Origin of the sequence: Pseudomonas sp. Irchel s3a10, assembly GCF_900187525.1 — a bacterium.
In the GTDB taxonomy this organism is placed as follows: Bacteria; Pseudomonadota; Gammaproteobacteria; order Pseudomonadales; family Pseudomonadaceae; genus Aquipseudomonas; species Aquipseudomonas koreensis_G.
Window position 1 is genome coordinate 17,611 of sequence record NZ_FYDR01000017.1, and the last position, 13,608, is coordinate 31,218.

Consider the following 13,608-nt stretch of genomic DNA (forward strand, 5'->3'; position numbering starts at 1 on the left):
TCCGAGGCGGTCAATCAAAGGTGATGGCGGATTGTTGGCCACCGGCGCGTCGATTGGCCGTCAATCCCTTTAGGTTTACAGTCAGCTTCAATATCAACACTTTTGCGGAGTGGAAAATGAGAATCGGTGAACTGGCGAAAATCAGCGGGTTGGCGCCTTCTCGCATCCGCTTCTACGAAGCGAGCGGGTTGATCACTTCGGTCGCGCGCAAAGCCAATGGCTATCGCGATTACGCCCCCGACACACAGTGGGTATTGCAGATCATCACTGGCGCGCAGGCGGCGGGTTTCTCCCTGGAGGAAATCCGTCAGTTGATGCCGATGAATGCCAGCGGCTGGCAGCACGACCAGTTGCTCAGCGGCTTGAAGCAAAAGGTCGAAGAAATCGAAGTCCTGCAGCAACGGCTGGCGCAGAACAAAGCGCAACTTCAGCTCGTCATCCAGGGCATTGAAGGCAAGCCCGTGGGAGTGGCGTGCGCGGACAATGCGCAAATGCTGATAAATCGACTGCGCGAACAAGGTGTGGTGGGCGCTGCAGAGCGTCGCGATGTGGCGCGTTGAAGCGCGAATCAGCTAAAAAGGCTATTGACCTTAAAGTTGACTTCAATCTTATGGTGGCCTCATCTCCAGTTGAGGACTGCCCCATGAACGTGTTCGACCCCCTGACCTTACCCAACGGTTCGACCATCAAGAACCGTATCGCCAAAGCCGCCATGGAAGAAAACATGGCGGACGCCGACCAGGCGCCCTCCGCAGAGCTGATGCGTCTGTATCAGGCGTGGGCCGACGGTGGTGCCGGGCTGATCATCACCGGCAATGTGATGGTCGACGGCCGCGCCATGACCGGGCCGGGCGGCGTGGTGCTGCAGGACGATCTGCAACTCGACAAGTTCAAGCGCTGGGCGCGGATTGGCCGTTCTGCCGGTGCGCAGTTCTGGTTGCAGATCAATCATCCGGGGCGCCAGATGCAGTCCAACCTCGGGCAGAAAACCTGGGCGCCGTCAGCGGTACCGCTGGAGCTGGGCAAACTGTCCAAGCGTTTCGCCACACCCCACGCGATGACCGCCAGTGTGATCGAGGACGTCATTCAGCGTTTTGCCAATACCGCACGCCTGGGTGAACAGGCCGGCTTCACTGGGGTGGAAATCCACGCCGCTCATGGCTATCTGTTGAGCCAGTTTCTCTCGCCACTGACCAATCAAAGGACGGACGAGTGGGGCGGCTCTCTGCAGAACCGCGCGCGGTTGTTGGTCGAGATCGTCAAGGCGGTCAGGGCGGTGGTTTCGGCGCAGTTCGCGGTGGCGGTGAAGCTCAATTCCGCCGATTTCCAGCGCGGCGGATTCACCGCTGACGATGCGAAAAAGGTGGTTGAGCTGCTCAACGAATTGGGCGTAGATCTGGTGGAACTGTCCGGCGGCAGCTACGAAGCTCCCGCCATGCAAGGTGAGGCGCGCGATGGTCGCACCCTGGCTCGCGAAGCCTATTTCGTCGAATTTGCCCGGGATCTTCAGACCGTTGCCAAAATGCCGGTGATGGTCACCGGCGGCATCCGCCGTCGTCCGGTGGCCGAAAGCGTCGTGCACAGTGGTGTGGATATGGTCGGCATCGGTACCGCGTTGGCCATCGATTCGTACCTGCCACGTGACTGGCAGCAGGGCAAGGACAACGCCCCGCAGTTGCCGCCGATTACCTGGAAAAACAAGGCCATTGCGGCCTTGGCGAACATGGCGGTGGTAAAGTTTCAGCTGGGTAAACTCAGTCGGGCGAAAAAGCCTGATCCGCGCGTGTCACCGTTGCGCGCGCTGATTTTGCAGCAGATCGCCATGGCGTTTCGCACCCGGCAATATCGGCGCTGGGTGGAAAAGCGTTCGGCGTGAGTCGGAAGGCATTTCAATCGTGACGTTGGCGGACGCTCTGGCGAGAGCCCGGACAAGCTGTGGGCGCAGCTTTTTTCATCCGGATCAGGGGCGTACGCTCGCAGATCGCTAGAATGCAGTTTTGAAACTTCAGCATGGATGTGCAAGCGCTCGTCCAAAGGAGATATCCGTGACAACAGGGCAGTGTCTTTGCGCTGCAGTACGCTTTTCCCTCACAGTGGAACCGCGCTTTTTCTATCGCTGCCACTGCTCACTGTGCCGTAAGCAAACCGGTGTCGGGTTCAACCTCGCTACTCTGGTCAGTGCTCGGGACTTTAGTTGGGATGCAGGGCAGGACTCGATCAGCAGTTGGGTCAAACCCAGCGGTTACAGGAATGATTTCTGCGCACAATGCGGCTCGACTGTGCCCAACCCGCTTCGCGGATCACCGTACGTGTGGATTCCGCTCGGCCTGCTGGATGAGGATCTGAACGTGGAATGTGTTGGCGATTTCTGCGTGGACGATGCCATGTCATGGGATACACAGCGTTCGACGCAGAATCATCACGGTGCGGTGGAGTCACTGGCGTTTCTTCTGCAAGAGCTCCGGGTCAACCCTGATTGACCCCGAAGCTCGGGGCTGCAATTACTTCCTCAGACACGCAAACATGTGCTGCACATAATCCGCGTTGCCCAGCGGCACGCCGTTGTGGCGCAAGATGTTGTAGGCACAGCACACTTTGCGCAGGAGCCTCCCCACGGCATTTGCCGTAGGTTCAATGATTGGCAGCGTCGCTCAGTTGTTGAAGCTCAAGTTGCCTGGCAGCACTCGCTTCGAGGGCCGCACGCTCTACATCCAGATACCGATGAATGCTTTGGAGGTTGGCAATTTTCTGTTTGATTTCGGCCATCTTCTTTTCAATCAGCTTCGCGCCGTCAGCACAATCGATCAGCTTGTTGCGCTGCGCATCGAGAATCTCGCCTATTTCCCCCAAAGAAAACCCCATGCTTTGGGCGCGCTGGATAAAGTCCAGATCCTGCAGGGTTTGCTCGGTATAGACGCGATAGTTGTTGGTTTGCCGCAGCGGTGAGATCAGGCCGATTTGCTCGTAGTAACGCAACGTATGACGGCTGGCGCCACTGCGGATTTCGAGTTCGCCGATTTTCATGAAAACACCGCTTGACTGTAGAGTTGGGTCGATACTTTACGCTTGATTTCTCACCTTCAACAAGGAACAGGGAAATGAGCGTGGAGTGTTTTGTCACAGGGGGTACTGGCTTCATCGGTCAACATTTGCTGGCGAACCTGAGTGCAAAAGGTCACACCCTTCGGGTGTTGATGCGTCGCCCGGAGCGGCTGGCTGCGTTACGCGAGCAAGTTGATAATCTGGGCGGGTGCGCGGCACGGGTATTTGCCGTCGCTGGCGATCTGGAACAGGACAATCTCGGGCTGAGTCTGGCTGACCAGGAAGTGCTGAGGCGCGCCAGCGTCGTATTCCATTTGGGCGCCCACTTCGCATGGGGGCTTTCAGTTGAGCACTCGCGCGCGGTGAATGTGCAGGGGGCAAAGCGTGTGGCGCTGTTGGCGGCTGAGCAAAAGAGCCGTTTAGTGATGATCGGCGGCTACATGCTGAACAATCATGAACATCTGCAACGCATCGGCATTGATCTTCGTCATCCTGAGTTGACGAATTGGCCCGCCGTCTACCGGCGTGTCGGTGGTTACGAGGCAAGCAAACTGGAGGCGCATTTTGCGACTCTGGAAGTCATGTCGGCCAAGGGCGGGGAGATGACCGTTGTCCACCCTGCGACGGTCTGTGGCCACAGCCGCACGGGGCATATCCTTGACGGCCAGCCTTTGGTGGCGCTGATACGCAACCTGGTGCAGGGCAAGATGACTGCGGTGCCCGGTACCGCCGAGCTCTGGCTGCCACTGGTGACCGTGGATTATCTGGTGGAGCTGGTGGCCGCTTGTGCTTTTGATCCTGCCATGGTGGGCGAGGAACTGCTGGCGCTTGATGATCAGACTCCAAACTTGCGAGAACTCCTGGCGCAGGTGGCTAAACCTTTGGGCTTGAAGTCCCCCAAGCATCACATTTCACTCCGATTGCTGAAGTGGCTACTGAGTATTCCCCCGGTCGCGTGGTTTTTGAATACCAGACCCGAAGCCTTGGACTTTATCCAGACCACTCGTTTCAATACTGCGGCGGTCGAGCAATTTGCCAACAGGCATGGAATCGCCAAACCGGATATACGTCAGGCGTTGCAGCTCACGGCAACATTCGTTAACGCGTACTGCATAACCAAGGGCAGGGCGCTCTGACGTTCAGCGCTATCTCGGTCGACGACAAGCGGTCAGCATGGCGGGCAGTTATAGCTGACGCGTAACGATTAAAATCGAACACCCTTGCTTCACCTTGCCGATTGATGGCCAGGTTGACGGTGCCCGCGGTAAAGCGGGCACCGTTTCCTATATGGAAAAAAGGCTTACACGCCGGCTTACCAGTTGTAACTCACTTTGGCGGTAATCTCCCGACCCGGGTTGTAGAAGTTCGCTGTGCCGGAACCGACCACGTGCTGCTCATCCAGCAGGTTGCTGACATTCACTGCAAGTTCGGTACCCTTGGCGATCTTGTAGTTGAAGGCGGCGTCGAACAGTGTGGTGCCATCGCTTTTGCCGGAGTTGGCTGCATCGAAGTAATAAGAGCCGACGTAGCGCGCACCCAAGCCAACGCTGACATCAGTGCCGGGTACGTCGTAATAACTCCAGAGCGAAGCGGAATGCTTGGGCGCCGTGGAGAACTCATTACCCTTCAGAGAACTGCCGTCGTACAGCGAACCGCGCAATACCTCGGACTCCATATAGGAATAGCCACCGATCAGGCTGAGGTTCTGCGTCACCTGCGCCTTGGCCTCCAGGTCGAGGCCGCGCGCCCGCGACTCGCCCACTGTCTGTTGCTCAATGATGCCGCTCGGCAGCACCACGGCGATGGTGACGTTTTCCTGGGTCAGGTCGTAAACGGCTGCGGAGAACAGTGCGTCCATCCCCATCGGCGCATACTTCACGCCGATCTCGTACTGCCTGCCCGTCTGCGGTGTCACCCCAACCTGCGGCGGCGAGACGGATTCCACCATGCTCACATAGGTGGACACCTCGTCGTTGACGATATAGGTCAACGCACCTCGGTAGGAGGTTTCGGAGAAGTTGTCCTTCTCAGTGGATTGCAAGCCTTTGCTGGTCAGGTCCATAGAGTCGTTGCGCACACCGCCGGTAACGATGAAACGCTCATAGAACGACAGATTCTGCTGAAGGAATACGGCCTTGGTGGTCGCGTCTCGCTTGTTGACGGCATACGGCGTGATTGAGCGTGAAACGCCAGTAAACACGGGATTGGCAATGTCAATCGAGGTCGTCGGGGCGTAGACCGAGCTTTCCCTGGTGGTCGAATCGAGGTACTCCACGCCCACCAGGCTGCTGCTGTCGATGTTCTCGAAGCGGGCATCGTATTGCAGCATCAGATTGCCGTTGAACTGGTCGGCTTCGGTGTCCGTGCCAAACTGATACCGGTCAACGGTCGTACCGACACGTGCGGCGCTGTCGCTGAGGTAAACGTAGCCGAAATCATCGGTCAACTTGCTGTAACGCAGGTTGCTGCGCAGCACGAAGCCGTTGTCGAAGTCATGGGTGATGTTACCGCTGAGGCTGGTGCGCTCGACATCGTGAAAGTTATAGCTGGGTTCGCCATAGAACTTGCTGCGGTCGTATTCCTTGTCCAGCGGATAGCCACCGCTGTTTGGCGAACTTTCGGTCTTGAGGTAGTCCAGAATCATCGTCGCCGACGTGTAATCCGTCGGTGCCCAAGTGAGGCCACCCATAAACAACTGGTTGTCGTCCTGCGAGTGATCGTACTCGCGGTCGCTGTTTTGGCCTTTGGCAGTAAAGCGCCCAGCCAGGGTTTTCTCGTCGTTGAGCGCATCCCCGACATCGATGCCCGTCTCGACATGGTCAAACGAACCGTAGGTCACGTAGCCCTGGCCAAACTGTTCGAAACGCGGCTGTTTGGTCACGAAGTTCACCGAACCGCCCGGATCCGCGGGGCCAAACAGCGTGGAGTTGGCGCCACGCAGAATCTCGATGCGCTCATAAGCGAATGGATCTTCGCGTACGCCGCGCATCGAACTCAGGGTCAAGCCGTCGCGGTAGGTGGTGGCCTGGAAGCCGCGGATCTGGAAATAGTCGTTGCGGTCATCCGTACCGTAGAAGTCACTGATCACGCCCGGCGTGTATTGCAGCGCCTCTTCCGTGGTGCTGACGCTGCGTTGCTGCATTTCCTTGTTGGTAACAACCGACACCGATGCCGGTGTATTGAGAATGCTGGTTGCCACCTTGCCGCCAACCCAGAGTTCCTTGGCGACCACCGAGTTGGCGTCGTCGTCGGCACTGACCCTGACCTTGGCATTGATGATCAGGGGGGCAAGGCGATAGTCCTCGACGTCCGTTGCGTCGAGCTCCAGCGGGCCGGCGGTCTTCGCTTGAGGGACCAGCAGGTACGCATTCGGGCCTTGCTGTTCGACCTGCAATTCGCTCCCCTGCAGCAACGATGACAGCGCTGTCGACGTCTCGAGCGTGCCATTCACGCCAGCAGTGGTGCGGTTCGCGACACTCGACGCGTCGAAGGAAAGACTGATGCCAGCCTCGCGCGCAAAGCGGTCAAGCGCCGGCGCCAGTGGGCCCGCAGCGACGTTCCACTGTTTGACTTGATTGCGCGGGGCAGCGCTCGATGTTTGCGCCAGCGACGGCAATGCGTAGCTGCTGACGATCACACCCAAAATCGCACCGTGCAAGGCACGATTTAACGGATGGCGCTGTGAAACCGGGGACGAACTCATTTTCTCGCTCCAAGAAAGGACATCGGCAGACTGGCCTGTATTCCGGCCTTCCTTAGAGGTCGAACGAGAATGAGAAACCACCTCATTAATTTTCAGGTAGCAAAAAGTTTCGGTTTACTCAGGTGGCGGCGGTCACGGTGACCCAATAACGGGTCCGGTAATCTACGTGCAAGTGCAGTGACTGCGCGATCAATGCCAGAACCTGATCGTTGTCGGCGAGCTGGAAGGTGCCGGAAACGCGACGATCAGCGACCTCTTCGGCGCAACGCAATACCCCTGGGCGATAACGCGACAACTCCACGATGAAATCATAGAGGCGCATATTGCGCGCACTGATCACCCCGTCACCCCAGCTCCATAGATCAAGGCCCGTGTCACTGAACGTTCGAACGCCACTGGTTGTGAGCAGCAGCTGATTTCCTGCTTCGACGCTGCGGCTCGCAGGCGTTTGGCTGGAGCCGGGGAACAGCGTGACTGATCCTTCCTGAGCCGCGACAAGGGTGCCATCGTCACGTTCGCGCGCCAGAAAGCGGGAACTCTGAGCGCGCATGATCCCGTCACGTGATTGCACCCAGAACGGCCGTGCTTGAGGCGAGTGTTGATCCGCGCCGACATTCACGATGATTTCACCGCGTCGCAGGATGATCAGGCGTCGCCGGGCGTCGAAATCGCTGTCGACCGCGCTGTCACTATTGAGCTGGATAAGGCTGCCATCATCGAGCTGGAAATTTCGTTGTTCGCCGGTGCTGCTGCGCTGCTGCGCAAGCATGGCTGGTACGGGTGTGTAGTCTCGGCCGAGCCAGGCTGCGGTGCCAACAGCAGCAAATATGCCCAGTAGCTTCAGGCTTTCCCGCCGCCGGATTCCATGATTGGTGCCATTAAGGGTTTGTCGGGCCAGTTGAGGTGGCACGCCGGCGAATTCATCCCCAAGCGTTTCCACACGCTGCCACGCCAACGCATGCTCTGGGCGCTGCTGCAGCCAGTGCTCAAAAGTGTGCTGTGTTTGTTCATCGGCTTGATTGAAGCGAAGGCGCACCAGCCATTGAATCGCCTGCTCAACGATGGCCGGATCCAGCGCCTGCGGCTCACGCCTCGACATAACGCAAGCGATAGCAGTGCTGCAGGGCCGTGGCAAGGTCGCGCTCCACGGTCGCGCGGGAAACCCCCAGCTTTTCGGCTATTTGCGCGCACGTCAGACCGTCGAGTCGGGCAAACAAAAACGTCTGGCGAACTCTCGGTTTAAGCATATTGAGCATACGATCTATGCGCTCGAGCGCATCAAGAATCATCAGCCGGCTTTCCTCCGAGGGAACCTCGTGTTGAGGCAGCAACATGACGCTTTCCAGGTAGGCGCGTTCGAGTTCACGACGACGATACTGATCAATCATCAGCCCGCGGGCGATGCTGCTCAAATAGGCGCGTGGTTCGCGCAAGGGGCTGGACTGACGGGATTTGAGCAGACGCACGAAGGTGTCCTGCGCCAGATCTGCTGCGTTATCGCGACATCCAGTGCGTCGGATCAGCCAGCCGTGTAACCACGAGTGGTGGGTGCGATAGAGCAGCCCTAGATCTGCAGTGCCTAGTGTTTCATCGCTGCGCATCGGAATCCCGGCAAGTACACAATTGATAATTAATCGCATTCTACTCAGGGGATAGGTCTTAGGCAAATACGTGGCGCTCAGTGTTCGCTCTTGGGCAAACGTCATCATTCTGTAGAGGCTGCGAGTGGACGCGCGCAATGAATGGGCTTGACTGCCGCGCAGCCTCGGACGCGCGGCAGGAGCTTGTTTCGATACTCAGGAACTATCGCGAGACTCGCGTTGTTTCTACAACGCAAACGTCGTCCCACGAGTGTTCACAAACAGCGAGTAGATCGAGTGACTACTGGCCATGAACAGGCGATTGCCTTCGCGCCCGCCGAAGCACAAGTTCGGGCAGCGCTCTGGCAGGGAAATGTGCCCGATGGCCTTGCCCTGCGAATTGAAAACACGCACGCCGTCGAGTTTTTCCAGGTCGGCCTTGGGATCACCATTGCCGCCCCAGCCGCACCACAGGTTGCCCGCTTCGTCGCATTTGATGCCGTCAATCGCGGCATAGTCCAACCCCTCAATGTGCTTGCGGCGTTCGCCCAGGGTGCCGTCGTCCTTCACCGCGATCGCCCAGATCAGGCGATTGGGCTTGGCGCGACCTTCGACGACATACAGGGTCTTTTCATCGGGAGAAAAGCACAGGCCGTTGGGGCCGTTGAGGTCGTCGATTACCCGAGTGACTTTTTGGCTCTCGCCGTCGATGCGGTACACCGCGTGGGGTTGGGTCGGGGTGACTTTGTGGCCCTCGTAATTATTGCTGGTCTGGAATGGCGGGTCGGTGAACCAGATCGAGCCGTCACTTTTGCAGACGATGTCGTTGGGCGAGTTGAAGGGCTTGCCGTCGAAACTGTCGGCCAGCACGGTGATCGTGCCATTGTGTTCGGTGCGCGTGATGCGGCGCCCTTCGCTAGTGGTGGTGGAGCCTTCGCAAACGATCAGACGCCCTTGTCGATCCCGACACATGCCGTTGGAGAAGTTTGAGTGTTCGCGGTACACCGTGAAGGTGTCGGTTATTTCGTCCCAGCGCATGATGCGATTATTGGGGATGTCGCTGACTAACAAATAGCGGCCATCACCGACCCACACCGGTCCTTCGGCCCAGCGCATGCCGGTGGCGAGCTTTTCAACACTGGCGTTGAAAACCCGTAGCTCAAGGAAGCTGTCGTCGAGGATGTGAATCAGTGGGTCAGGGTAGCGCTGACTCAAGGGGTCGGCGGCATCGGAGAGGCGGGGCAGTGCGGCGCTGCCGACTGTGGCGAGCGTGGCGGAAACAGCGAGCGACTTTTTCAGGAAACTGCGGCGGGTATTGCCTTTCGCTTGGTCAAGGCTTTGAGGCTTGGCGGACAGGAATGAATCCATGTAGCGATCTCCGTGGTTTTATTTTTGTTGAGGAGACGTAGTAATACCCTGTGATAAGACATCGTACAAGTCGGCATGCCATCGCCAGCGCTGCATTTCATCGCGGGAGAATTGCTCAAACCGGTGATTGGAATCGATCTGGCCGACACGGCGCTAACGCGGTCGCAAAGCCTCCCCCGACGATCTCCTCGGCCACCAGTCGTCCTACGACTGCCGCCAGTGTCACGCCCGGATGCATGACGCAAACATACGCACCGCTGAGGTTCGGCAGATAGCCAATGACTGGAATGCCATCGACCGGCATTGGTCTCAGGCCGACGCACGCCAGTTGCGGCTCTATGGATAGCACCCCGTGCAGCGCGTGCTGGATGGCGTCGGCCGTTCTCTGCGCGATGGCTTGCGCACTGTTTTGCGGTGCTTCATCTATATAGTCTTCCGCAGCGAGCAGATTACCGTCGGCGTCGTGCCTGATTTCCATGTCAGGGCTGGAGATGATCGTGTTCACTCGCTGCGGTTGGGTTTGGTAACGGATGAATATTGCGGGTGAGGCGTCGATGGGCAGGGTGACGTTCAGTTGATCTGCCAACAGCGGGGTCGCAGTTCCCGCTGCCAGCACGACAACGTCGGCGTCGTGCTTGCCGGTCGCAGTGACCACGCCGGTGACGGTGCCGTCCAGAATCTGCAAACCGAGCACTGGCGTATGGGTGAGGAGAGTCGCTCCATGCACCTGCGCACCCGCAATCAAGGCCCGCGTTGCCTGCACGGCATCCAGCGCGCCTTCTTCGGCGGCAAAGAACGCGCGTTCTGGAGGATGTTTGAGGTTGGGTTCAAGCTCGAGAATCTGCGCGCTATATATAGAAGGCGCTTGAAACCGGCCATCGCCGTAAGACAGTGCACCGGTCCAGCGCACCTTCAGCCCCGGCAGTTCGGATTCAAGTCGGCGGTATTCTGCGATGGCCGCTGCGCGCAACGGCGCAATGGAATCCGGTCCGCCGTGTGAAGTGTTGATCCAGGCGAAGGAGCGGCCCGTCACACCGGACGCAATCTCACCGGCCTCGATCACAACCACTTTTGCACCTTTCACGGCGAGGTGATACGCCAATGACGCGCCGACGATTCCCGCGCCGATGACGATGATTCGTTTGCTCATATCAACCTCCGTTGTCGAGGCGCTGACGTTACTACATCGCCGCCCTCTGACGCAGGCTTGCTTGGCCCAATGATATCAGGGAAGCTGCGCCGAACCCGGTTATGGGCAGAGTTGAATCGTTCAGGGAAGCGTTGATGGCACTCAGGGTGTTGGTGGTTGGCGGGTATGGAAACTTTGGCAGTATCGTTTGTCGGCATCTGATCGATATGCCGGGCATCGAACTGGCGATCTCGGGGCGCGATCCGCAGAAGCTGGGGCGCAAGGTCGCTGAATTGGGGGCGAGCTGCGAAAGCTGGTGTGGTGATGCGATGGGCGCCGGTTTCACCGCTGCTCTGCGCGCAATGAATATTCAACTGGTGATTCACACGGGCGGCCCGTTTCAGGGGCAATCCTATGCGGTGGCCGAAAGCTGCATTGAGGCGGGCGTCAACTATTGCGATCTGGCTGACTGCCGGACGTTCGTCAATGGCATCGGCACACTCGATGCACGGGCGAGGGAGGCCGGTGTCGCCCTCCTCAGTGGTTGCAGTTCGGTGCCGACGCTGTCGTCGGCGATCATCGATGAGCAGCGCCATCACTTCAAACGCATCGACTCGATCGAGCACGGCATTTCCTCGTCAGCGAAAATGCCGGGGTTGTCGACGATCGAGGGCGTGCTGGCGTATGCGGGCAAACCGATCCGCCAACTGCGCAATGGTCAAGTGCATGAAGTGATGGGCTGGGAAGACCTGACCCTGCGCAAGCTGCAGAACCTGGGCACTCGTGCGCTGGCCAATGTTGATGTGCCGGACATGGACATCTTTGCCAGCCGGTTTGGTGCGCACACGTTGAGTTTCAAGGCAGGCGCTGGCCTCAAGCTCGGCGGCGTGGCCAATTATCTGTTTGCACTGGCGATGAGGAAAGGGCTGGTGCGTGACCACAGGGTGTGGGCGGCCCGGTTGCATCGCTGGGGGACATGGTTTGAGCGTTTCGGTGATGGCAAAAGTGCGATGTATATAGATGTGCGAGGTGTCGGTTTGAACGACCAGCCGCTGTCGATGACGGCGCAACTGACCGCGCTGAATGACAAGGGGCCGGAGATTCCGAGTTGTGCTGCCGTTGCTCTGGCCGCGAAGATCGCTCGAGGTTACTTGCCCGAACCGGGGGGCCGTCCATGTGTTGGTGAGATCAGCGTCGACGAATACATGGCAGCGATCAACGATCCGCAGAATCTTGGCCTGTCCGTGATTTTCTCTGGCGGGATGCGTTGAGCATGCTTTATCTGAGCGTGAAGTACTTGCATGTCATCGCTGCGATTTTCCTCTTCGGCTTCGGCATGGGTTCCTATCTATACCTGATCGCCGCCAGTCGCACGGCCAATCCGCAAGTGATTGCGCATGTGGCGAAAATGGTCGTGCGCTATGACGCCTGGATCACCACGCCGGCGGGCTTCATCCAGATCGCGACGGGTTATTGGCTGACAAGGCTTTCCGGGTTGCCCTTGACCACGGACTGGGTGCTGATGTCGCTGGTCCTGTTCTTTATAGTGGGCTCGCTTTGGTTGCCGGTGCTGTTGCTGCAGAAACGTTTGCTGGGGATGGCGGCGGACGCGGTGCAATGTGGCGCAAGGCTTGATGCTGATTACCGGGCTGTTTATCGGCAGTGGTTCTGGATGGGCGTTTGCGGGTTTCTCGGGATGTTCGTGATTGTCTTGATGATGGTGACGAAGATGACGCCGGGGCAGTGGCTGCAGTTGATGTAGCTGAGCATTCACATTGGCGACTTGAGAAAGCGTCGTTCGTGATCGGGGTCGGGTAACAGGCAGGTGTCGTACTTGCCGAAGATCCGATAGCGATTCAGTGCGACGCGGTCGTAGGCCCAATCTCTAAGTGCTCGTGGGAAAACTCGCAGAAGCCTGACCGGCGACCAACGAGCCGGCAGTTGTGCAATGACTTCGAAGAACGCATCGGAGCGCACCCAGTAATGCTCGTCGCGGATCACCGCCATAGTGTCGAACTCGTCCACCGGGAGACCGGCCCATGCCAGCAAGGCCTGACCTTCTGGCGATTGCACTGCCGCCAGGCGCACTCGCTGCTTGTTGTCATGACGAATCAGAAAACGCGCCCAGCCGTTGCATAGCTTGCAGACGCCGTCGAACAGCACCACGGTCTCGCCTGGATTGAGTAGGGGGGCGGGGGTAGGACGGACTCGGGAGCCGGGCATGGGGGAAGATCCAGGAAGTTGGGCTGTCATTGTGAGGCATCATCCGAAGGCGTTGTTTTAGGCGATAGACTATATGCTGCGCATCCGCTGCCGTTGCATCTATATATAGAAGGCATTTTGGGTGCCTTCATAGAAAACTGAAATTAACGGTTGACGGCAGATTCAGGAGGTCTATAATTCGCCCCACTTCCGGCGCAGTCGAAACGGAAAACTCCTTGAGATTCAATGAGTTATGTGGTTTTCGGCAGCAAGTTGCTTCAGTTCATCGAAGCCTGGAAGGTGTTGAAAGGGCGGTGATGTTTGGCTCTTTTGACGGTTCGATCTTCTCGGTCGAAAGCGGTGAAAAAGAGGTGTTGACAGCAGCGTGTAACGCTGTAGAATTCGCCTCCCGCTGACGAGAGATCGGAAGCGCAAGTGGTTGAAGTTGTTGAAGAAATCTTCGAAAACTTCTGAAAATAATCACTTGACAGCAAATGAGGCTGCTGTAGAATGCGCGCCTCGGTTGAGACGAAAGATCTTAACCAACCGCTCTTTAACAACTGAATCAAGCAATTCGTGTGGGT

15 protein-coding genes are annotated in these 13,608 nt (G+C 58.1%); 7 read left to right on the plus strand and 8 right to left on the minus strand.

The features are described from left to right. Positions 1 to 116 precede the first annotated feature (116 nt). From CKW11_RS26945 to CKW11_RS26955, 3 genes are all read left to right on the plus strand, one after another. A complete protein-coding gene (locus CKW11_RS26945) occupies positions 117 to 560 on the plus strand; it encodes a MerR family transcriptional regulator (protein WP_095140108.1) in 444 nt (147 codons plus the stop codon). Between the two features lie 83 nt (positions 561 to 643). Beyond that, positions 644 to 1,876, plus strand: coding sequence for an NADH:flavin oxidoreductase/NADH oxidase family protein (locus CKW11_RS26950; RefSeq protein WP_095140109.1), 1,233 nt, complete (start codon positions 644 to 646; stop codon positions 1,874 to 1,876). Between the two features lie 169 nt (positions 1,877 to 2,045). Further along, the gene (locus CKW11_RS26955) at positions 2,046 to 2,480 is read left to right on the plus strand and encodes a GFA family protein (protein WP_095140110.1); all 435 of its coding nucleotides are present in this window, start codon (positions 2,046 to 2,048) and stop codon (positions 2,478 to 2,480) included. 21 nt (positions 2,481 to 2,501) lie between these two features. Here the strand turns inward: CKW11_RS26955 and CKW11_RS28975 are convergent, their stop codons facing one another. Both CKW11_RS28975 and CKW11_RS26965 read right to left on the minus strand, forming a co-directional pair. Further along, on the minus strand, positions 2,502 to 2,639 hold the full coding sequence (locus tag CKW11_RS28975) for a DUF1993 family protein (protein WP_256582231.1): 138 nt from the start codon (positions 2,637 to 2,639) through the stop codon (positions 2,502 to 2,504). After that, positions 2,632 to 3,024, minus strand: a complete 393-nt coding sequence (locus CKW11_RS26965) for a MerR family transcriptional regulator (RefSeq protein WP_095140111.1) — start codon at positions 3,022 to 3,024, stop codon at positions 2,632 to 2,634. Before CKW11_RS26965 ends, CKW11_RS28975 begins: the two co-directional genes overlap by 8 nt. 74 nt (positions 3,025 to 3,098) lie before the next feature. On the opposite strand from CKW11_RS26965, the gene CKW11_RS26970 reads away from it, so the two are divergent. Further along, complete coding sequence (locus CKW11_RS26970) at positions 3,099 to 4,178, plus strand: SDR family oxidoreductase (protein WP_095140112.1); 1,080 nt, start codon at positions 3,099 to 3,101, stop codon at positions 4,176 to 4,178. 176 nt (positions 4,179 to 4,354) lie between these two features. Here the strand turns inward: CKW11_RS26970 and CKW11_RS26975 are convergent, their stop codons facing one another. The 5 genes from CKW11_RS26975 to CKW11_RS26995 form a co-directional block, all read right to left on the minus strand. Continuing rightward, on the minus strand, positions 4,355 to 6,745 hold the full coding sequence (locus CKW11_RS26975; RefSeq protein ID WP_095140113.1) for a TonB-dependent siderophore receptor: 2,391 nt from the start codon (positions 6,743 to 6,745) through the stop codon (positions 4,355 to 4,357). A gap of 118 nt (positions 6,746 to 6,863) precedes the next feature. After that, the gene (locus CKW11_RS26980) at positions 6,864 to 7,844 is read right to left on the minus strand and encodes a FecR domain-containing protein (RefSeq protein WP_095140114.1); all 981 of its coding nucleotides are present in this window, start codon (positions 7,842 to 7,844) and stop codon (positions 6,864 to 6,866) included. Next, positions 7,831 to 8,346, minus strand: a complete 516-nt coding sequence (locus tag CKW11_RS26985; RefSeq protein WP_095140115.1) for a sigma-70 family RNA polymerase sigma factor — start codon at positions 8,344 to 8,346, stop codon at positions 7,831 to 7,833. Before CKW11_RS26985 ends, CKW11_RS26980 begins: the two co-directional genes overlap by 14 nt. 225 nt (positions 8,347 to 8,571) lie before the next feature. Beyond that, positions 8,572 to 9,693 (minus strand): SMP-30/gluconolactonase/LRE family protein, encoded by a 1,122-nt coding sequence (locus tag CKW11_RS26990; RefSeq protein ID WP_095140116.1) that lies wholly within the window; start codon positions 9,691 to 9,693, stop codon positions 8,572 to 8,574. A 115-nt stretch (positions 9,694 to 9,808) separates the two neighbouring features. Beyond that, entirely contained in the window at positions 9,809 to 10,843 is a 1,035-nt protein-coding gene (locus CKW11_RS26995; protein WP_095140117.1) for an FAD-binding oxidoreductase, read from the minus strand. Positions 10,844 to 10,977: 134 nt separating this feature from the next. On the opposite strand from CKW11_RS26995, the gene CKW11_RS27000 reads away from it, so the two are divergent. Together CKW11_RS27000 and CKW11_RS27005 are read left to right on the plus strand one after the other, a co-directional pair. Further along, positions 10,978 to 12,093 carry a saccharopine dehydrogenase family protein gene (locus CKW11_RS27000; RefSeq protein WP_095140118.1) on the plus strand — a complete coding sequence of 372 codons (1,116 nt, stop codon included), beginning with the start codon at positions 10,978 to 10,980 and terminating at the stop codon, positions 12,091 to 12,093. A gap of 2 nt (positions 12,094 to 12,095) precedes the next feature. Next, positions 12,096 to 12,584 carry a DUF2269 domain-containing protein gene (locus CKW11_RS27005; RefSeq protein ID WP_095140119.1) on the plus strand — a complete coding sequence of 163 codons (489 nt, stop codon included), beginning with the start codon at positions 12,096 to 12,098 and terminating at the stop codon, positions 12,582 to 12,584. 8 nt (positions 12,585 to 12,592) lie between these two features. Here the strand turns inward: CKW11_RS27005 and CKW11_RS27010 are convergent, their stop codons facing one another. Then, positions 12,593 to 13,045: a thiol-disulfide oxidoreductase DCC family protein gene (locus CKW11_RS27010; RefSeq protein WP_095140120.1), complete on the minus strand. Its 453-nt coding sequence runs from the start codon at positions 13,043 to 13,045 to the stop codon at positions 12,593 to 12,595. A 215-nt stretch (positions 13,046 to 13,260) separates the two neighbouring features. Here CKW11_RS27010 and CKW11_RS28710 point away from each other — a divergent pair, with 215 nt between their 5' ends. Further along, complete coding sequence (locus tag CKW11_RS28710; protein ID WP_177440046.1) at positions 13,261 to 13,440, plus strand: hypothetical protein; 180 nt, start codon at positions 13,261 to 13,263, stop codon at positions 13,438 to 13,440. The last annotated feature ends 168 nt before the right edge of the window (positions 13,441 to 13,608 follow it).

Coding starts and splice junctions, on each gene's coding strand:
- CKW11_RS26945 (WP_095140108.1), top strand. CDS start 117: ATGAGAATCGGTGAACTGGCGAAAATCAGCGGGTTGGCGCCTTCTCGC.
- CKW11_RS26950 (WP_095140109.1), top strand. CDS start 644: ATGAACGTGTTCGACCCCCTGACCTTACCCAACGGTTCGACCATCAAG.
- CKW11_RS26965 (WP_095140111.1), bottom strand. CDS start 3,024: ATGAAAATCGGCGAACTCGAAATCCGCAGTGGCGCCAGCCGTCATACG.
- CKW11_RS26970 (WP_095140112.1), top strand. CDS start 3,099: ATGAGCGTGGAGTGTTTTGTCACAGGGGGTACTGGCTTCATCGGTCAA.
- CKW11_RS26975 (WP_095140113.1), bottom strand. CDS start 6,745: ATGAGTTCGTCCCCGGTTTCACAGCGCCATCCGTTAAATCGTGCCTTG.
- CKW11_RS26980 (WP_095140114.1), bottom strand. CDS start 7,844: ATGTCGAGGCGTGAGCCGCAGGCGCTGGATCCGGCCATCGTTGAGCAG.
- CKW11_RS26985 (WP_095140115.1), bottom strand. CDS start 8,346: ATGCGCAGCGATGAAACACTAGGCACTGCAGATCTAGGGCTGCTCTAT.
- CKW11_RS26990 (WP_095140116.1), bottom strand. CDS start 9,693: ATGGATTCATTCCTGTCCGCCAAGCCTCAAAGCCTTGACCAAGCGAAA.
- CKW11_RS26995 (WP_095140117.1), bottom strand. CDS start 10,843: ATGAGCAAACGAATCATCGTCATCGGCGCGGGAATCGTCGGCGCGTCA.
- CKW11_RS27000 (WP_095140118.1), top strand. CDS start 10,978: ATGGCACTCAGGGTGTTGGTGGTTGGCGGGTATGGAAACTTTGGCAGT.
- CKW11_RS27005 (WP_095140119.1), top strand. CDS start 12,096: ATGCTTTATCTGAGCGTGAAGTACTTGCATGTCATCGCTGCGATTTTC.
- CKW11_RS27010 (WP_095140120.1), bottom strand. CDS start 13,045: ATGCCCGGCTCCCGAGTCCGTCCTACCCCCGCCCCCCTACTCAATCCA.